This window comes from Thermogemmatispora sp. (assembly GCF_019683635.1).
Taxonomy (GTDB): domain Bacteria; phylum Chloroflexota; class Ktedonobacteria; order Ktedonobacterales; family Ktedonobacteraceae; genus Thermogemmatispora.
Genome location: NZ_JADGIA010000037.1, coordinates 1 through 17,949, shown reverse-complemented (window position 1 = coordinate 17,949; position 17,949 = coordinate 1). Strand labels below are relative to the sequence as shown.

At 60.9% G+C, this 17,949-nt stretch carries 14 protein-coding genes and 1 pseudogene; 2 read left to right on the top strand and 13 right to left on the bottom strand.

Going from position 1 to position 17,949, the window contains the following annotated elements; translation table 11 throughout:
• Positions 1 to 176: 176 nt before the first annotated feature.
• The 10 genes and pseudogenes from IRZ31_RS06445 to IRZ31_RS06400 all read right to left on the bottom strand — a co-directional run bounded on the left by IRZ31_RS06445 (position 177) and on the right by IRZ31_RS06400 (position 11,814).
• Complete coding sequence (locus IRZ31_RS06445) at positions 177 to 1,859, bottom strand: ABC transporter substrate-binding protein (protein WP_297151224.1); 1,683 nt, start codon at positions 1,857 to 1,859, stop codon at positions 177 to 179.
• 583 nt (positions 1,860 to 2,442) lie between these two features.
• Positions 2,443 to 2,732, bottom strand: a pseudogene (locus IRZ31_RS06440) (aldehyde dehydrogenase family protein); the annotation flags it as partial.
• A 389-nt stretch (positions 2,733 to 3,121) separates the two neighbouring features.
• Complete coding sequence (locus IRZ31_RS06435) at positions 3,122 to 3,292, bottom strand: hypothetical protein (protein ID WP_297151219.1); 171 nt, start codon at positions 3,290 to 3,292, stop codon at positions 3,122 to 3,124.
• Between the two features lie 248 nt (positions 3,293 to 3,540).
• Positions 3,541 to 3,855, bottom strand: a complete 315-nt coding sequence (locus IRZ31_RS06430) for an L-rhamnose mutarotase (RefSeq protein WP_297151217.1) — start codon at positions 3,853 to 3,855, stop codon at positions 3,541 to 3,543.
• A gap of 107 nt (positions 3,856 to 3,962) precedes the next feature.
• Positions 3,963 to 5,525 carry an o-succinylbenzoate--CoA ligase gene (locus tag IRZ31_RS06425; protein WP_297151215.1) on the bottom strand — a complete coding sequence of 521 codons (1,563 nt, stop codon included), beginning with the start codon at positions 5,523 to 5,525 and terminating at the stop codon, positions 3,963 to 3,965.
• Between the two features lie 37 nt (positions 5,526 to 5,562).
• Positions 5,563 to 6,666: an o-succinylbenzoate synthase gene (menC, locus tag IRZ31_RS06420; protein WP_297151212.1), complete on the bottom strand. Its 1,104-nt coding sequence runs from the start codon at positions 6,664 to 6,666 to the stop codon at positions 5,563 to 5,565.
• Between the two features lie 33 nt (positions 6,667 to 6,699).
• Positions 6,700 to 7,518, bottom strand: a complete 819-nt coding sequence (menB, locus tag IRZ31_RS06415; protein ID WP_297151209.1) for a 1,4-dihydroxy-2-naphthoyl-CoA synthase — start codon at positions 7,516 to 7,518, stop codon at positions 6,700 to 6,702.
• Positions 7,519 to 7,554: 36 nt separating this feature from the next.
• On the bottom strand, positions 7,555 to 8,445 hold the full coding sequence (menH, locus tag IRZ31_RS06410; protein ID WP_297151206.1) for a 2-succinyl-6-hydroxy-2,4-cyclohexadiene-1-carboxylate synthase: 891 nt from the start codon (positions 8,443 to 8,445) through the stop codon (positions 7,555 to 7,557).
• Entirely contained in the window at positions 8,445 to 10,286 is a 1,842-nt protein-coding gene (gene menD / locus IRZ31_RS06405; RefSeq protein WP_297151204.1) for a 2-succinyl-5-enolpyruvyl-6-hydroxy-3-cyclohexene-1-carboxylic-acid synthase, read from the bottom strand. The genes menH and menD overlap by 1 nt, the downstream gene beginning before the upstream one ends.
• Entirely contained in the window at positions 10,264 to 11,814 is a 1,551-nt protein-coding gene (locus IRZ31_RS06400; protein WP_297151201.1) for an isochorismate synthase, read from the bottom strand. The genes menD and IRZ31_RS06400 overlap by 23 nt, the downstream gene beginning before the upstream one ends.
• Before the next feature lie 558 nt (positions 11,815 to 12,372).
• On the opposite strand from IRZ31_RS06400, the gene IRZ31_RS06395 reads away from it, so the two are divergent.
• A complete protein-coding gene (locus IRZ31_RS06395) occupies positions 12,373 to 13,188 on the top strand; it encodes a class I SAM-dependent methyltransferase (RefSeq protein WP_297151198.1) in 816 nt (271 codons plus the stop codon).
• Between the two features lie 168 nt (positions 13,189 to 13,356).
• On the top strand, positions 13,357 to 14,784 hold the full coding sequence (locus IRZ31_RS06390) for a mercuric reductase (RefSeq protein ID WP_297151195.1): 1,428 nt from the start codon (positions 13,357 to 13,359) through the stop codon (positions 14,782 to 14,784).
• A 92-nt stretch (positions 14,785 to 14,876) separates the two neighbouring features.
• On the opposite strand, the gene IRZ31_RS06385 is transcribed toward IRZ31_RS06390, so the two are convergent.
• The 3 genes from IRZ31_RS06385 to IRZ31_RS21360 all read right to left on the bottom strand — a co-directional run bounded on the left by IRZ31_RS06385 (position 14,877) and on the right by IRZ31_RS21360 (position 17,110).
• Complete coding sequence (locus IRZ31_RS06385) at positions 14,877 to 16,070, bottom strand: VWA domain-containing protein (RefSeq protein WP_297151192.1); 1,194 nt, start codon at positions 16,068 to 16,070, stop codon at positions 14,877 to 14,879.
• The gene (locus IRZ31_RS06380) at positions 16,060 to 16,584 is read right to left on the bottom strand and encodes a DUF5682 family protein (RefSeq protein ID WP_297151189.1); all 525 of its coding nucleotides are present in this window, start codon (positions 16,582 to 16,584) and stop codon (positions 16,060 to 16,062) included. The genes IRZ31_RS06385 and IRZ31_RS06380 overlap by 11 nt, the downstream gene beginning before the upstream one ends.
• A 340-nt stretch (positions 16,585 to 16,924) precedes the next feature.
• Entirely contained in the window at positions 16,925 to 17,110 is a 186-nt protein-coding gene (locus tag IRZ31_RS21360) for a helix-turn-helix domain-containing protein (protein WP_363325645.1), read from the bottom strand.
• Between the last annotated feature and the right edge of the window lie 839 nt (positions 17,111 to 17,949).

Sequence of the window (17,949 nt, the reverse complement as noted above, 5' to 3'; positions counted from 1 at the left end):
TCTGGGGGGAGTATACCATCAAGATCGAAGCAGAACAACGGTCAAGGTAGTGACCAATTACATTTGCCTGCCGTCTCTCTGGCCTGGACTGGCCTCAGACAAGGAGGAAGGCCTCTCAGGCCAGGGCCGAGAGGCCTTCCCCCTGCTCGGCAGGTCCCGGAAGTAGGGAAAGGAGCCTACGAAACGGGCTGCAGGTGCATCACGATAATCTCATTATCGGGGTAAGAGTAGGGCGAGCCGACGGCGTACTGGTTCTGCTGGTCGGGCCAGCCAGTGAAGCGCATGGTGCTGTACTCGAACCAGCGAGCGCCGGCCACCACCGGAATCCAGGGCACCTGCTCAACCATGATGCGCTCCAGACCCTGGATCGCCTGCTTCTGGACCGCGGGGTCCATCGTCGAGGCGAACTGCTGGAGGAGCTTATCGGTCTGGGCATCCTTCCAGTAGCTGCTGTTGCGCCCATTGGGCGGGAGGCTCTGGCTGCTCAGGGTGCCGTTGTAAATGAAGTAGGGAGTTGGGCCACCACCCACACCGCTGATCATCAGCTGGTAGGGCTTCGCTTCTGCGCGGAAGGTCAGATACTGCGCCTCCGGCATAAGCTTGATATGGATATCAATGCCGGCTGCCTTGAGGTTGCTCTGCACTACCTGGGCCCACTTATTCCAGTCAGAGTACTCGGCGACTGAGATCAGCTCAAAGGAGAGGCGCTGGCCATTCTTGGTGAAGATGCCGTCGCTTCCCTGGGTATAGCCGGCGCTCTTGAGGATCTGTTGAGCCTGGCTGGCGTTGGGCGTGGTGGACAGATTGGCATATTCCGGCAAGATATATTGCTGGTTGCCTGGCGTGGGGAGCAGGCCGGTTTGCGGTGCAGGGGGGACAAGGCCCGACTCGCCCTGCTGGGCCGCCGCTTGCCGGTCAATGGCCACGCTGATCGCCTTACGTACCGCCACGTCGCTCAGCAACGGATCGTGCACATCGATGAAGATGCCAAACTCGTCAACGGGCGCCATGAAGTAGTGGAAGTGCTGCGGGTCCTTGGCCACAAAGTTCTGCTGCAGATTGTCTGCATAGTAGCCCGACCAGTCGACCTGGCCGCTGGGCATGACCAGCTTGAAGGCATCGTTGTCTTTGTAGCGCGGCTCTTTGATTTCGTCGACCTTGACCAGGTTGGCCTGGTAGTAGTTGGGGTTCTTGTCAAGTACCAGAAGATCAGACGTGTATTTGGCTACAACGAAGGGGCCAGTGCCGACTGGCTTGCTGCTGTAATATTTGGTGACATCGCCGACCGATGCGAAGATGTGCTTGGGAATGATGACCGTCAGGCCGGCAATATAATAGATCGCCCCGGGGAAGGGCTTCTGGAAGGTCATGACGACTGTGTTGGCGTCGGGCGCCGTGACACTCTTGAGATAGCCCCAGTCTCCATTGAGGTCCGCGGCAGGATATTGCTTAAGAGCGTTGAAGGTGAAGACAACATCATCGGCGCTGAAGGGCTGGCCATCGTTCCATTTGACGCCCTGCCGCAGGTGAAAGGTAACCTGGGTGTAATCGCTGTTGAATTGATGGCTGAGCGCCAGTAGAGGATGATAGGTGTTGTCGTTGACGTTGCAGAATTCAAGTGGCTCGTAGACAAAGCCATTGATGCCAATATTCGGCGTGGGGGCGTAGGGGTTAAAGCCCTGGTCGGTGAAGGCGCTGGCTTGCGCAGCCAGGGTGAGGACCTTTTTGCCGGACTGGCTGCTCTGCGAGCTGCTCCCGCCGCAGGCTGTGAGCAGCAGCGCAAGGATGGCCAGGAGGCTGAGACACAGGGTGCCGGCCTTGCGCTTCATGCCTGTTTTGCGCTCTGAGTTGCCAAACACAAAGAACCTCCTGTAACGGCTCTTGAAATACGGTGAGTATCGACCGCTTGTTGATGCTCCGCGTGGACCTGATCGGCGCAGACTGGAGAACGCTGTCATAGGGTACCAGCCTGCCCCTGGCCAGCGAGGAAATTGTTGCCCGTGCTCTCTGGCTTCTGCCGCGCCCGAGTCCGTTCGAGTTACACCTCGCCTGACTACTCACCTCGGCGCAGCCTAGCTGAGCGCTCTGGTCGTTGTCGATTGTGCTGAGGTAATGGTTCCCCCTCTCGTCTCGTGTCTCTGCGGATCGGTGTCACGAACGCACGCTTGTTGGCCCGCTCCCCGCTGCGGGCACCCCACTGCGACGCCGTGCCCGGCTCTCGTCACTCCTTTCCCGGTCGGCGCAGCCCTCCTGCCTCCGACCCCTCTTTTGAGAAATATGACAGATCGTCTAGACCAGTTCTCTAGAAACTATACCCCCTTTACGGCAATCTGTCAAGACATCTAGACCACTAGACCAAAAATTGACAGGCGCCTCCCTCCTCGCAAGTGCTCGCCCAACCAGGGGGCGAGGCGACGCCGGCTGCTCACAGCATCTTCATGCGTTGACAGGGTTGATGACGCCGGGCAGGAAGCCGAGCTGGTCAATGGGTTCAAAGACGCGCTGCGGAACGAGGGGATCTTGTTCAGAGGGTTTGACGTGAAGGTATTGCCGCAGGCGACGGCGTAGGGCCAGAACCAGAAGGCAATCATGAAGGGGAAGTTGAAGGGAGTGATGGCGGCGCAGACGCCCAGCGGCTGGTAGCTGACTTCTTCATCGATGCCGCGTGCGGCTCCATCTTCCAGTCCATAGCCCATTATGAGCGAGGGGATGCCGCAGGCGGTTTCGACATGTGGCCTGGCTGCGCTGCCGAGACTGCTCTTGGGTTGTAGCTGCATGCCTGGCTTGGCTCCAGCCCTGCCTGGGAGGATTGTGAAGGGCTGGCTCCTCTCCCGCCCTGACTGGCTGCCCAGCAATGGACCGGAAACCTCCACCTCTCCTGTTGGTTTAGTTATAGGCAATTGCGGCGGGAGTGTCAAGAGCGGATGGCTTCGGAGACTGTCTTGCTTTTGGTAAGTTCCGAGAGACGAGGAAAGCAGGGAGAGGCGGAGGCTCGCCTGGTGCCCGGCCCCTGTGCACCTGTCCAGATCACCGGGCGCGGGCAGAGAAGCAGGCTGCTCTTCCCTGGCCTCGGGCGAGCACCCCCTCTCTGCACAGAAGTGGGCGGTGAAGAGACGAGCTGCTACTCGCCTGGCTTATGCCCTTTCTCGTGGTGTTGCTTCATGACGGTGCGGGCAGCTACCTCTCGTGCTCGCTTGCCGTAGCGACCGCTCTTCTCTGCCTCTTCTTTGATGTGTTCGTACTGTCGCTCTTCTTTTTCGCCTACCCCTTTGAGGGGCTTTTTGTCGGGCATGGTGACCTCCATGACGTGCTATGACAATGGTCAAGCTTTTTCACCTGAAGCGATGCATCACCTCTCTCAACACGAATGAGAACGGTGACAGAGAGACAGGGGAGAACTGAGCCGCTGCGTTGGTCACCTGATCTGGCAAAGAACCCCTGGGGGAGCCAGCTCATAAGAAGACGAGGCCGCCCAAGACCAGGAGGGCCTGGGCGACCCCGCACCCAGAGAGTAGCTCAACTAAGGGGTAAGCTGCGATGTTAATCCATATGAAACATTTCAGGTAGCAGCGGCGGCCAATGGGTCTGTGGATCGATCTCCTGGGTCATGATTTCGGCCATCCACTGCTGCCAGCGCTGATTGACCGGGTCCGCTGCCAGAGTTTTGGCCATGCGCTCGAAGTCATCGGTTTCGAGGTAGGCGAAAAGCTGGGTCCCGTGGCGGAAGATGCTATAGTTGCGGGCGCCGGCGCGATGCAACGCCTCCAGCATCTCTGGCCAGATTTCATCGTGACGGCGCTTATATTCCTCCTCGTAGCCGGGCTTCACGCTCATCAAGAAGGCGATGCGTTGCACTGGTGTGGCTCCTTTCTCTTCCTTCGCTTCTTTGCTCTGCGAGCTAGGCGTACTGAGGTCGAAGTCGCTGCTGAGCTACCTGCAGTGCTACCAGGGCGACTTTACCCTCAGTCTAGCGCATGATCAAGCAGAGAGGGAAGCTGGCGGCGCAATAATTTGCCAGAGGAGTTGCGCGGCAGCTCGCCCACAAAGTAGATAGCGCGTGGCAGCTTATAGCGTGCCAGACGTGTTTGCAGATGGGAGAGCAGCGACTCGGTGCTCGTTGACTGGCCCGGGTGCAGACGCACGAAAGCGATCGGCACCTGGCCCCAACGCGGGTCGGGCTGGCCGCAGACACCGGCCTCCGCAACGGCGGGATGGCTCAACAAGGCGGCTTCAATTTCAGCGGGATAGATGTTCTCGCCGCCCGAGATGATCAGATCGGAGCGACGATCAAGCACGTAGAGATAGCCCTCTTCATCGAGATAGCCGATATCGCCGGTAGCCAGCCAGCCATCCTGCAGCGCCTCGCGTGTTGCCGCGGGACGGTCGAGATATCCCGGGGTGATAGTCGGTCCCTTGAGATAGATCATCCCGGCCTCCCCGGGAGCGGTCCGCCGGCCCTCCTGGCGGATCTCCAACTGCACCGGAGGTAGCGGGCGCCCGGCAGAGCCGAGCTTGCGCAGGGCATCGGCGGGCGACAGTGTGGCCGCCTGTGAGCAGGCTTCAGTCAGGCCATAGGTCTGGACGACGGGAATGCCGCGCGCTGCGCAGGCTTCGAGCAAGGGGCGCGGCGCCGGCCCTCCACCGAGAAGGACGCAGCGCAGGTATGCTGGATAGCCTGTTCCGGGTTGTTCGCTCTCCAGCGCCTCCAGCATGCGCTGCAACATAACAGCCACGACCGAGATGATCGTGACGCCCTCACTGAAAATAGAGTGATTGACAGCTCGGGCGTCGAATTTCTCGTGAACATTGATGCTGATGCCGTAGATGGCACTGCGCATGATGATGGTCAGGCCGCCGATATGGAAGAAAGGCAGGCAGGCCAGCCAGCAGTCGTCGAGGTGGTGACCCAGGTTTAGCGCCGAGCCGATAGCATTCCACCAGTGCATCCCATAGGTAATGAGCACGCCCTTTGGCTGGCCCGTGGTGCCGGATGTATACATGATCGCTTGCACGGCGTTGAGATCGATCAATGGGGCGGGCGTGAAGGTTGTTCTCTGCGTCTGTGGGGGGGACGGATCAAGCTCGACGCTACCATCGGGTCGCAGCTGCAGGATAGCTGAGGCGAGCTGTGGCCGGGCAGCAACCAGACTGCGGGCCCGATCCGCCTGGCCTGGATCACTGAGCAGCAGATTGACGCGGGCATCCTGCAGCTGCCAGCCAAGTTCGGTCTCACTCAGACGCGTGTTGAGCGGGACAAGTATGGCCCGCAGGCGGGTCAGGGCATGGACGCAGGCAACGTAAGCCGGGCTGTTGGCGGCTAGCAAGGCGACTCGACTGCCGCTACGGACGCCAAGCGCAGCGAGCTGCTGGGCCAGGTGAGTGGCCTGCTGCACCAGCTCGGCAAAGCTCCAGCGCAAAGCTCCGCTCTGGACAGCCAGATGCTGGGGACGATTTTCTGCGCAGCGCTGCAGCCAGTCGGGCAGGAGAATGGAACCCGCTGCGGTCTGGAGAGAGTCCCTGTCCATGCTTCTCTCTCTTCTCCCTCCTTTCAGAGACCTTTTCTTATAGTACTGAAGAATAGCGGGCCAGGGCTGCCCGGTCTGGTCTCACGCCCAGGCCCGGCCCTGGCGGTAACTGGAGCTGGCCATCGTTGAAGGCGAGCGGCTCCGAGAGCAGGTCTGTCCTTAGCAGCGAGAGGGTGGCCAGACCGGCGGCCTGAGTCAGGGCGGGGTGAGCAGCGGCCAGGTGAAGGGTGGCGCAGACGCCGATACCAGCCTCCAGGGCGCTGGTGAGAACGCAGGTCAGCCCGCGCGTAGCGGCTTGCTCGATGATCTGTAAAGTCGGTCGGAGGCCGCCGAGAAACTGCGGCTTCAGGATGAGCACATCGGCGGCCTCCAGGCGCAGTACCTGGTGCGCGCTTTCCAGACCGCTCAGGCCCTCGTCGACCGCGATGGGAATGGGAGAGCGACGGCGCAGTTGACGCAATCCTTCCAGATCGTCGGCGGCGAGAGGCTGCTCAACATAGGCGATGTCGTAGGGGGCATAGGCCCGTAGCAGGCGCTCGGCCTGGGCCAGGCTCCAGCTGGCATTAGCGTCCAGGCGCAGCGCGATAGCCCCTCCCACGCTGGCGCGCACCGCTGCCAGGCGCTCGCCGTCCTGCTGCTCATTGCCGCTTAGCTTGAGCTTGAGGCAGCGAAAGCCGGCGGCCACGGCCTGGCGAGCGGCCTGCGCGGCCTCATCAGGTTTGGACGCGCCAATGACCGCATTGACGGGTACGGCGCGGCGGGCATAGGGAGCGAGCAATCCCTGCCCAAGGGCGCGAGCGCGCAGATCGAGCAAAGCCACCTCCAGCGCGAAGATTGCCGGAGCTGGCAGGCGGCCTGCTTCTTGCTCCTCCTGGAGTAGGGCCAGAGCCTCGCCCAGCGAGGTCCTTTCCAAGCTCTTCACCAGGGTAGGCAAGGCCGCCAGGACACTGCTCAGCGCTGGGCTAAAGGGTGGTAGCGGTGCCAGTTCGCCATAGCCCTGGAGACTACCGCCGGCGCTGCTCACCTCGACAATTGCTCCCCGGCGCCTGCTCAGCAGACCGTGCGCCGTGCGAAAGGGCGCGCGTAGCGGCAGGCAATAGACCTGCCAGTGGATGCGCTCAAGCGTGAGATCGGCGGCCATCGCAACTACGTCCCTGATCCCCTGAATGGCCGGCTAGGGTAGGCGCGGGAACTTGGAAAAATTCGGCTTACGCTTCTCCAGGAAAGCGTTGCGTCCCTCTTTGCCCTCGTCAGTCATATAGAAAAGCATGGTCGCATTGCCGGCCAGGTCCTGCAAACCAGCCAGGCCGTCGGTATCGGCGTTGAAAGCTGCCTTGAGGAAGCGTAGCGCCGTAGGACTCTTCTCCAGGAGCTCTTTAGCCCACTTAATGGTCTCCTCCTCCAGCTCTTCCAGCGGCACTACCTTATTGACCAGTCCCATCTCGTAGGCTTCCTGGGCCGTATACTGGCGGCAAAGATACCAGATCTCGCGTGCCTTCTTATGACCGACGATCCGCGCCAGCATGGTCGCACCCCAACCGGCATCAAAGCTGCCCACGCGCGGCCCTGCCTGACCAAAGCGCGCATTGTCGGCGGCAATTGTCAGATCGCAGAGCACATGCAACACATGGCCGCCACCAATGGCGTAGCCGGCCACCATTGCAATGACGGGCTTAGGCAGATACTTGATGACCTTCTGGAGATCGAGGGCGTTGAGGCGGGGTACGCCGCCCTGATCAACATAGCCGCCCTCGCCACGCACGCGCTGGTCGCCGCCGGAGCAGAAAGCCTTTGTGCCAGCGCCCGTCAGGATCACCACGCCGATCTCGGGGTCCTCGCGGCAGCGGTTGAAGGCGTCGATCATTTCGCTCAGGGTTTCCGGGCGAAAAGCGTTATGCACTTCCGGGCGATTGATCGTGATCTTACCGATGCCCTCGGCCTTCTCGAAAATAATGTCCTGATAATCGCAGACCTTTTGCCAGTTGACAGGCATAGCTTGGTAATATTCCCCTTTCTCCGTTAATAATAATTACTGCGCTGTTGTTGCGTCAGATCTCTGCCCTCGCAAGGGTACCAGATCAGAACAAAACGAGAGAACCAGCTCGGCGAAGCGCGCTGGTTGCTCCAGATGGACCGTGTGACCGGCGTCTGGCACGATAGCTAAGGTGGCTCTGGGCAGGAGGCGAGCCATCTCCTTGCCGATGGTGCAGAACTTCTCGTCCAGGGCCCCACAGATCAACAAGACCGGCAGCGATAGCTCCGGCAGTCGTGCATGCAGCGGGGGCTGCACCCCCGTGCCTACGCCGCGCAGGCTGCCAACCAGACCCTGCGGACGATTGGCCAGGCGCTGGGCGCGCAGAGCGGCCCGGCGTTCCTCGGGCAGCCGCTGGTGGCTGGCAAAGAGCGGCTGTTGCTCCCAACGGGCGACAAAGGCAGCTATCCCTTCGCGCTCGATGCTGGCGGCCAGCTCCTCGTCCTGGCGCTGGCGCGCCGCACGCTCCTGGGGATCGGCCAGGCCGGGCGAGGCGCTTTCCAGAATGAGGGCGCGGAAGAAACCGGAAAAGGCACAGTAGAGCGCGATGCGCCCACCTAGCGAGTAACCGAGTAGAATCGCCTCGGAGGGAGCGATTCCGAGCTGCCGCAAGGCTGCTAGCAAATCGGCCTGGCAGTGCTCCATGCTGTAGCGCTCAGGAGCCGCGGGAGCCTCTGAGAGGCCGTGGCCATGCAGATCAAAAGCAATGACCCTGAGACCTGCGCTGGCAAACTCCTCAAGCAAGGAACCCCAGCTGAGAGCACTGCCTGTGAAACCGTGTAGCAGGATCAAGGCCGGCTGATCTTGCTGGTCCGTCGGGCAAGCCTGGAGCAGACTCAGATGCAGCCCGTTGACCTGGAGAAGAAGACGCTCAACCTGTAGCTTCATTATACTTCCTCACTGGCCTCTGGGGGCAATGCCTGGTCTACCGCTCGCCAGAGCTGGCGATGAAGCTGTACATTACTTGCTCGCTCTGTGGCAACCTCGATCACCTGGAGTCCGCCCTGACTCAGCCCTTCCCGGCAGGCGCTGCGGAACTCCTCCCAGGAGCTAATGCGGCGGAATCGTCCGCCGTACATCTCTACGGCGGGAGCGAAGTTTAAGCCGGTGGGCGTTCCGAAAAGTTGCTCGAAGTGCTCGGGGTAGGCTGCCTGGGGCAGGAATGAGAAGATCCCGCCGCCATCGTTATTGATCAGAATGACCAGCAACGGCAACTGATGTAGATGGGCAGCTATCAGGCCGTTGAGATCGTGGAGAAAGGCCAGGTCGCCGATGACCAGCACCACGGGACTCGGGTCAGCCAGGGCCTGCTGAGCGGCGCTAACGCCGAGGGCGCTGGAGAGGACGCCATCGATCCCATTGGCGCCGCGGTTACCCAGGCAGCGAATGGGCCGTTCGCTCCAGAAGAAGGTATCCAGGTCACGAACGGGCATGCTATTGCCCACGTAGAGCGTGCTGCCGTCGGGCAGCAGTTCGGCCAGCTCGCTAAAAACCCGACCCTCGAACAGCTGACTAAATGTCTCCATTGTACAGCGCAGGGCCTGCTGCGTTAGCCGCTCAGCCTGTTGCCAGCGCTCCAGCCAAGGCTCATGACGCTCCTCACCGTCGCTTGTCTCTGCCAGAGCCTCTACCAACTGCTCGCAGACGACCACGGGATCGGCATGGAGCATTTCGCAGGCGAGCTGCGTCGGCTCCTCCCAGCCACCGGCGCCATCGACCACCAGCAGAGGCCGATCGGCATAGCGCTGCAAATAGAGCAAGAGCGGCTTAGAGGTAGGCATTGCGCCGAAGCGCAGCACCAGATCGGGGGCAGCACTGGCGACAAAGCGCTCGCTGCGCAGGAAAGCGTCGTAGCTACACAGAACTGGACCAGTGGGCTGCCCGCTGCTGCGCACCTGCGAGAGCGGATCAGCCAGCAACGGATAGCCGCAGCGCTCGGCTAGCCGTTGAAGCGCCGGGGCCAGACGCGGCTCGCTCTGTGGCCCGGCGATGATCAAGCCACGGCGATACTGGCGCAGCAGGGCTGCCAGACGCGCCACCGTTGTCGCAGGCAGGCCGGCGCCTTCTGCCTCTGTGACCCGCACATAGGGAGCCTGCTCGGCCCGCCCTTCCCAGGCGAGCGGCTCACGCTCGCTGGCCGGAGGGAGCTGCTGCAGCTGTGGCTCGGGCGTCAGTGGCTCACGAAAAGGCAGATTGAGATGTACCGGCCCGGCGGGTCTGGCGCGCGCCAGAGCCACGGCGCGATTGGCCAGCGTGCGGATATAGCGCAGGGCTGTCGTTGTGGCCTCGGGCAGGGCCACATCCATAAACCATTTCACATAGACGCCATAGAGACGGTTCTGATCGATGGTCTGGGGCGCTCCGCAGTCGCGCAGCTCGTGCGGGCGGTCAGCGGTCAGAACGACCAGAGGCACGCGCGTCAGCCTGGCCTCGATAATGGCCGGAAAAAAGTTCGCTGCCGCTGTCCCCGAGGTACACAGCAAAGCCACGGGCGAGGCCAGCCGCTTGGCCATGCCGAGGGCAAAGAAAGCTGCCGCGCGCTCATCGATGTGCATCCAGACGCGCAGGCCCTTTTCCTCTGCGCAGGCCAGCGCGAGCGGTGTTGAACGCGAGCCGGGGCAGATTACCACATGGGCAATGCCTGCCCGTCGCAGCTCGGAGACAAAGGCTCCAACGTAAGCGTAGAGCGGATTGGGTGGTGTCGATCTATCGGAAGCTGCTCTCGTCATCGTCTTCTTCCACTCCCAGCGCCCCTAGCATGGCGCGAAATTTCCAGCGGGTCTCAGCATACTCGCTGGCCGGATCAGAATCGGCCACAATCCCGCCGCCGGCGAAGAGCGTTGCCTCGTGGTCCCGAAGGAGGGCTGAGCGCAGGGCCACGGCGAAGGACCCATTACCGGCGGCATCCACCCAACCAATAGGAGCCGCATACCAGCCGCGGTCAAGCTGCTCACCAGCGCGAATCGCGGCCAGAGCGGCGGCACGCGGAAAGCCCCCGACTGCCGGCGTGGGGTGCAGCTCTTCTAGGGCCTCCAATATGGACCGGCCAGGCTGCAATCTACCGGTAATGCGCGTCTCCAGATGCTGAATATTCTTCAGACGACGCAGATGCGGCTCGGGATCGCTGTGAATCTCGATGCACAGACTGTCGAGGGCTTGCCGAAGCATCTCCACGACGATCTGATGTTCGCGCTGATTCTTGCTGCTGCGCAGCAACTCACAGGCTCGCTGCTCATCCTCGTGGGGAGTGCGACCGCGGGGCGCGGAGCCGGCCAGGGCCATAGTCTCTAGCGCCCCACCGTGGGCCTGCACGAGGCGTTCGGGCGTCGCTCCCAGAAAGCAGCGTCCGGCGCGGCTAAACGCGAAGAGATAGGCCTCCTGGTACCCCTCGCGTAGACGCCGGAGGGCTGGCTCTGGCTCAAAGCTCCCATCCTGGCGGAGCAGGCGCACTGCCCGTGCGAGCACCACCTTTTCGTAGGCGCCGAGGCGGATCTGACGGACTACCTGGGCAACCTGTTCCATCCAGACTGCTGGCGGCAGCAACGGCTCAAGGTGTAGAGAGGACGGTGTTGCGGCGGCGGGTATAGGAGGAGGGACACCGGGGAGGCTAATCAGCGCCTGGGCCAGGGCTTCCAATTGCGCCAAAATATCGCCTCCTAGCTGAAGCGAGTCCCTTTCTGCCGAGACCAGTACGTTAACCGTTAAGGTGGGTTCAGGGGCAGCAAAGGTAAACAGGAAAGTGGGGAGCAGCAATAGCCCATCGGGGAAGCCCTCCCAGAGCGTTGAGCGCGGTTGCTCTGGATCAAAAGCGAAGCCGCCGAACAAGAGGGGCTGCTTGTGGGCTGCGGGCGCTGGCTTCGCCGCCACCAGGGCCTCTGTGGCCAGGCGTTGCCAGGCCCCGGCCAACTGGCGGAAGCGTGCCGGCCCCTGGGCCTCCAGCGTGACTGCGCTACCTAGACCAACCAGAATCTGTTGCCCTCCTGGCTCTTGCCAGTAGAAACGTTCTGTGAAGCCGAGCGATGGCCCAATGGCGAAACAAAGCAGGGGATCAAGCCCGGCTGAGACTGCAGCGGTTGATCGCTCTGTCCCGTTGGCGGACCGCCCTCGGGCGTCGGCGCTCTCAACCGCCGGAAGCTGGTGGGCTTCGGAAAAAGGCAAAAGGTGCCTGGCAAGCGTAAGAGGGCCGCTGACGCTCACAAGTGTGGGGCGCCTTGTGCGCAGAGCGCGCTCGCGGGCCTCCGTCAGCAGTGAAAGCAAGTGCTGTCGCTGCCAAGGAAAAAACGCAGGCTCTGACTCTGTACTCGTGCCCAGAGTGCTGCTAAAGGCGTTCCTCATCAATTCAGAATCATTCCTATCCAGCAGAAGTAGTGGCGTAGTCGCCCGGTTCATGACTTGGGAGCACAGAGGGCTAATCACGGCGCAAAGGCCGGAGCGGCAAGCTAAAGGCCGCCCTGCTGAAGCGAGCGGCCCTCCGTCTGAAAGCACTGCCTTGTAGTATTATAGTGCGCGCTGGCTATCCTGACCAGGAGAGAACCCACGGTACGCCACGAAGTTTTCTGCATTGAGGCGAGGCCGCTGGCTCGCTGGCAGGTGCCGGAGGAAGCTCTGACGGAAGCTTGACAGCATCAATGCTCTTGACGCCCCTTCCTCTATTGGGCTACCCTTGAGCGCGAAGATGTGCGAGCAGCGGCCTCAAGCCAAGCGGCTATCAAGGCTCCTGGCTGTATGATGTGCACAAATGAAGCACAAGCGTATATTGCTCAGGAATCCTCAGCTGGTCGTTGCAATCATAACTGTGGAGAGGCAGGTTTGGCCATGCTCAATGATTCTCACCAGGGCCAGCAGGCCCGACCTGACGTACATGATGTCTATCTGTTGCCTCGCACAGCCAGCGAGCAGGATCGTCTGGAATTTCAGCACTATACCCTCTACCGCCTCCTGGGCACCCATTTCCTGGCACCTGTTGAGCACCCGCGCGTCATCCTGGATGTAGGGACGGGCACAGGGATCTGGGCGAAAGAGGCAGCACGGCGCTGGAGGGAGGCCGCTGTCCTGACGATTGACAGCAACCTGGCCCTCTTGCGCCGGCTGCCGCGCAATTGCCGGGTGACGCGGGCCAGCCTGCTTGAGGGGCTACCGGTGGACGATGGCGTAAGCGACTATACCCATCAGCGTTTTCTGGCGGAGGCCATTCCTCTGGAGGCCTGGGACCAGGTACTCAAAGAATTGAGGCGTGTGACGGCCATTGCCGGCTGGATCGAATTTGTCGAACTGAGCGATCACTGTCTCAATCCTGGTCCCCGAACCTTACTGGTGCAGCACTGGCTGCGCCGACTCTTCCTCTGCCAGGGCATTCAGCTCTCGCTGGTCCTGGGGCTGCCCGAGCGCCTCATGAAGCTTGGTCTGATACCACAGGTGCGAGAAATCGTAGCTCCCCTCTGGGGGTCGCAAATCGGAAAACTCTGCTGCTGCGATGTGCTCCAGGCTCTGCGCCATCTGCTGCCGGTGCTTGTGGACCATCTTGGACTGACACCCCAGGAAATAACGCAGGTCCTCAGCGAGCTGCCGACAGAATGGGAACGTTACAGAACAAGCTGGCTCTGCATAGCTATCTGGACGCAGGTGCTCTAAGCCTGCCAGGCTGATCCAGTCCTCGCTGCTGCTCCTACTGAGAGGGGAGCATGAGCTGACACTATGTTCTACCGCCATGCGTGTTGGCTGTAGTACCGGGGCCCAGGAGAGGAAACAGGACGGGCTGACTAGCGGACAAGCTTGTAAGAGCAAAGAAAGAGAGCAGCAATGACCAGCACTGAAGCGTCTTTGGCAGTCTATGATGCCGTGATCATCGGCGCCGGTCAGGGGGGTGGTCCCCTGGCCACAGCCCTGGCCAGGGCCGGGCGCAAGACGGCCCTGATCGAGCGCGAGCACGTTGGGGGCACCTGCATCAACACAGGCTGCACTCCCACCAAAACCATGATAGCCAGCGCGCGCGTCGCCTATCTTGTACGTCGTGCTGCCGGCTATGGGGTGCACCTTCCTGCAGGCGAGGTGCAGGTAGCGATGGAGGTAGTGCGTCAGCGCAAGCGGGCCATTGTTGAGAGCTTTCGTCAGGGGAGCGAGCGTCGGCTCAAAGAAGTAGAGGGCCTCGACCTGCTCAGGGGCGAAGCCCGCTTCGTCGCGCCCAAAGAGCTAGAGGTGAGGCTAACCGATGGGGCGCTCCGCCGTCTGCGCGCTGAGATCATTGTAATCGACGTTGGGGCCAGACCAGCCCGGCCAAAACTGGCGGGCTTGGAAACGGTAGCGGCCTTAGACTCGACCTCGATTATGGAGCTGGATAGTCTTCCATCCCATCTACTCATCATCGGTGGGGGCTATGTTGGACTCGAATTTGGCCAGATGTTTCGTCGCTTTGGCTGCCGTGTCACGCTTGTCCATCGTGGCAAGCGCTTGCTAGCACATGAAGATGACGATGTAGCCGAGGCAGTAGCCCAGATTCTGCGCGAAGATGGTATCGACCTGCTGATGGAGAGCATTCCCCAGCAGATAGAGCAGCTCCCCGATGGTCAGCTTCGCCTGAGCGTGACCACTCCCCAGGGAGAGCGCCAGGTCAGCGCCTCTCATCTCCTGCTGGCGGCTGGGCGCCTACCCAATACCGACACCCTGAATCTGGAAGCCTGTGGCGTGCGTACCGACGAGCGCGGGCGCATCCTGGTCAACGAGCATCTCGAAACCGATGTAGCGGGCATCTATGCCATCGGCGACGCCCGTGTTGGCCCTGCCTTTACCCACATCTCCTACGATGACTTTCGCATTCTGCAAACCAATCTGCTGGAGGGTGGCCAGGCGAGCACCCGCGATCGTCTGGTGCCCTACACGATCTTCATTGATCCCCAGCTCGGGCGCGTTGGCCTGACCGAAGCCGAGGCGCGAGCAGGCGGACGGCGCATTCGCGTGGCCAGAATGCCTATGAACGCAGTTGCTCGCGCGCTCGAAGTGGATGAGACGCGTGGCTTCATGAAAGCCATCGTCGATGCCGATAGCGGGCAGATTCTGGGGGCGGCTATTCTCGGCATCGAGGGCGGTGAAATCATGGCCATGTTAGAGATCGCCATGCTTGGCAAACTGCCCTACACAGTCCTGCGCGACGCCATCTTCGCCCATCCTACTTTAGCCGAAGCACTCAACAATCTCTTTAGCTCCTTGACCGATGAAACAGAGACCCGGTGATTGCCCCCTCCCGCGGTGAAGAAAGCTGCATGGCGAGCAAAAGATAGAGATCCGCGCTCACCATGCGAAAGTCCGGTGCCGTCTGGGCCTTCTCAAGACTGGCTAGGGCGGACGGTGACAATATCATGCTGGGCGGCCCACAGGTTCAGGTCACGACGCTGCAGGGCGGTGGCCATCAGCTCGGGGAACAGCTCCGGCGTGCAGGCGAAAGTAGGGATGCCCAGGGCGGCCAGGCGTTCCGCCAGCGCCGTGTGAAAAGCCGGTGTGCCCTGATCGCTCAGGGCAAGCAAGCAGACGAACTGGACGCCGCTGTCTACCAGTGCAGCCGCGCGCTTGAGCATCTGCTCGGCGTCCCCTCCCTCGTAGAGATCCGTGATCAGCACCAGGACCGTCTCACGCGGGCGTGTGATGATCTGCTGGCAATAGCGCAAGGCGCAGTTGATATCAGTGCCTCCACCGAGCTGAGCACCGAAAAGCAGGTCGACCGGATCTTGCAGGTGCTCACTGAGGTCGACCACCGCTGTATCGAAGACAACCATGCGTGTCGAAATGGCTCGCAGCGAAGCCAGAACCGCCCCGAAGATCGAGGCGTAAACAACTGAGGCCGCCATTGAGCCGCTCTGGTCGACGCAGAGCACAATATCGCGCAGGGCAGCCTGCCGCTGACGCCGTAGATGCCCAATGAGACGCTCTGGAATAATCGTTTGCTGCTCTCTCTGGTAGTGCTTGAGATTAACGCGAATAGTGCGGTCCCAGTCGATGTCAGGAGGACGTGGACGCATGGTCCGGCTGATGTGACGCAAGCTGCCGCGTACCGCCTGCTCCAGACGATAGGCTAATTTGCGCTCCAGCTCCTCAACTAGCTTGCGCACCACACTGCGCGCTGTCTCGCGCGTGCGCTCGGGCAGGGCGCTCTTGAGCGAGAGCAGCGTTGTAACGAGCTGCAGGTCAACCTCAACCGAGGCCAGCAGCTCTGGCTCTAGCAGTAATTGCTTTAAATTAAGTTTTTTGATGGCATCCTGCTGAAGGACGCGCACCGCTGGCGTAGGGAAGTAGGTGCGGATGTCCCCCAGCCAGCGCGGGATGTAGGGGTTTGAGGGACCTAGCCCGCCGCTGCGCTCGGCATCATAGAGCATCTCCAGAGCGCGATCAATTCTCTCATCATCGCCACTGAGCAGTGATCGCTTCTCTGACGACTCGCCGGCCCCTAGTCCGAGCGCGGCGGCAGCTTGACGGCCAAGAATGAGGCGCCAGCGGCGCAGGCGCTCCTGCTCTTCAATCGGCATGCAGAGGTACCTCCAGCAAACGGCTCAGGATAGGCAGTACAAGGCGTGCTCGCTTCTCATCAAACCCGGCAGCATCGCTGCTGCTCTGTTCTGGGCGAGGGCGGTACAGATAGCGAACTTTCTCACCCATAGCGCGCCGTTCGGCATCGGTAAAGTCTTGAAAGGCCCGTCTCAGGAGGGGTAAAAGTAGCATGAACTGCTCATTGGTCAGATGCTGTAACCACTCGTCGAGCATGTACCACAGCTCATCAAGAGCAAGCAAGCGCTGGCCCCGACCACTGAGCAGGCCCTCCAGCCAGAGGGTGGTCTCTTCAATCGGCACGGTGGGAGACAATTGGCGGCGCGCCAGTCTAGACAAAGTCGCGGCCTCCAGCAGCTGCCGGTCCAGGAGGAGCCGGCAGAAGTATCCGCGTAGGAGGGAGTGGGGTCGCTCTTCCTCGCTCAAGCGTTTCAACAGAGCGCACCATTCCGCGTGTAGATCCTCGTCAGCGAGCGTGAGGATACTGCTGTCCATAAGGGCATGCCGCCGGGGACCCCTGGATTCATCCAGGGGAGGAAGGCGGCTCCCTCCTGGCATTGGTCTGTGCTGGCTTTCACAGGCTTCAAGCATGGTTGCCAGAGTATTGGCCGAGAAACCAGCCAAGCCCACCCGCTTCAGAAAGCGATGACGGCTCTGCTGGTTGAAGATGTCATTGAAACAGGAGCAGTCCCTGATCCTGGCTACGTCTAGGGCGCATAAAAAGACTACCTCCTGATAGTGGTTGGCCTGCACGGTAAAGAAAGGCGCTCCTCCGCAGAGGACTGCTTGCAGGCGAAGAGCGGAGTCACAGGAACAGGAGTGAGACCAAGATGAGCTACCTCGCGTCACCCTGATTGAGAAAGTCCTGGAGGGCCTTGCGGGTGATCCGGTAATTAGGGCGGCGTTTCGTCCCAATATTCGCCGCTTTCAGACGACTCTCTTTAATCCACTGGTAGACGCGCTTTATATTGACATGGAGCATTCTAGCAATATCTTCTGCGGAGAAGTACTCTTCCTCCATGAGAACTCGTTCCCACATTGTAGTTTTGTGCATAGTTCTTACCCCTAGTATACTGGCGCAGCGAGTAGATGTCCAGTGGTTAGTATAGATTGGTTCCATATGGTTCTAAACACTTGACTTTGGAGTAATTATCGTGTATCCTCTCCTTGTAAGAGCAGTAAAGGAAGCCCGTCGTTGAGATGATTGCTGACCAAGGGAGTTGAGAATGCGCTTCAGCAGTCGAGTAGGGATCACAGGCTCACTTGCGATTGCAGCGGATGCCAGTGATCCTTCGAGGTACTGGGCCTAGGACAAGGTGAGTGTCAGCTCTCCCTGCCGCTTCAGGCTGTAAGCTGTCGGGTTGTGCTGACAGGGGTGGGGTATAGAGGGAACCAGCAAGAAAGCGCCAGGAGCCTGCTATTTCTGGAATAGCAGGTGTGGAAAAATACGGAAGCGCCTAAGGCTCCAACTTAGGCGCTCCAATAGCTCGCTGATTGTTCATCCTGCCACTGGCTAGATGCGCTCTGGACGACAGCCAGTGGCAGGGAGCTTGCACAGCGAGGTCTGGAGATAGTATGCCACGTCTGACCCCGGCTGTCAAGCGCGATCAGCGGTCTTTCTGGTCTGTCCGCTGTTGTATCGTTGGTCGCTTGCTAGCTGCCGGGGTCGGGCTGTCTTGTCAAGACCCCGCGTCTCCCAGCAGGCCAGAGGTTCCCGCGTTCTGTGGGGTGTGTCTGCCTGTCTGTCTTGTGAACGACTGGCAAACAAGCAAGGAGGAAGACCATCATGGCCGAGCTGTTTTGTCCTACGGGGTCCCCTGATCCCCAACAGTCTCTAGAGACCGTCCTGTTTGCCGACCG

Bases quoted from the DNA above. Each gene is read 5' to 3' on its own strand.
- IRZ31_RS06435 (WP_297151219.1), bottom strand. From the start codon at position 3,292: ATGCCCGACAAAAAGCCCCTCAAAGGGGTAGGCGAAAAAGAAGAGCGA.
- IRZ31_RS06425 (WP_297151215.1), bottom strand. From the start codon at position 5,525: ATGGACAGGGACTCTCTCCAGACCGCAGCGGGTTCCATTCTCCTGCCC.
- menC (WP_297151212.1), bottom strand. From the start codon at position 6,666: ATGGCCGCCGATCTCACGCTTGAGCGCATCCACTGGCAGGTCTATTGC.
- menB (WP_297151209.1), bottom strand. From the start codon at position 7,518: ATGCCTGTCAACTGGCAAAAGGTCTGCGATTATCAGGACATTATTTTC.
- menH (WP_297151206.1), bottom strand. From the start codon at position 8,445: ATGAAGCTACAGGTTGAGCGTCTTCTTCTCCAGGTCAACGGGCTGCAT.
- menD (WP_297151204.1), bottom strand. From the start codon at position 10,286: ATGACGAGAGCAGCTTCCGATAGATCGACACCACCCAATCCGCTCTAC.
- IRZ31_RS06395 (WP_297151198.1), top strand. From the start codon at position 12,373: ATGCTCAATGATTCTCACCAGGGCCAGCAGGCCCGACCTGACGTACAT.
- IRZ31_RS06390 (WP_297151195.1), top strand. From the start codon at position 13,357: ATGACCAGCACTGAAGCGTCTTTGGCAGTCTATGATGCCGTGATCATC.
- IRZ31_RS06385 (WP_297151192.1), bottom strand. From the start codon at position 16,070: ATGCCGATTGAAGAGCAGGAGCGCCTGCGCCGCTGGCGCCTCATTCTT.
- IRZ31_RS06380 (WP_297151189.1), bottom strand. From the start codon at position 16,584: ATGGACAGCAGTATCCTCACGCTCGCTGACGAGGATCTACACGCGGAA.
- IRZ31_RS21360 (WP_363325645.1), bottom strand. From the start codon at position 17,110: ATGGAGGAAGAGTACTTCTCCGCAGAAGATATTGCTAGAATGCTCCAT.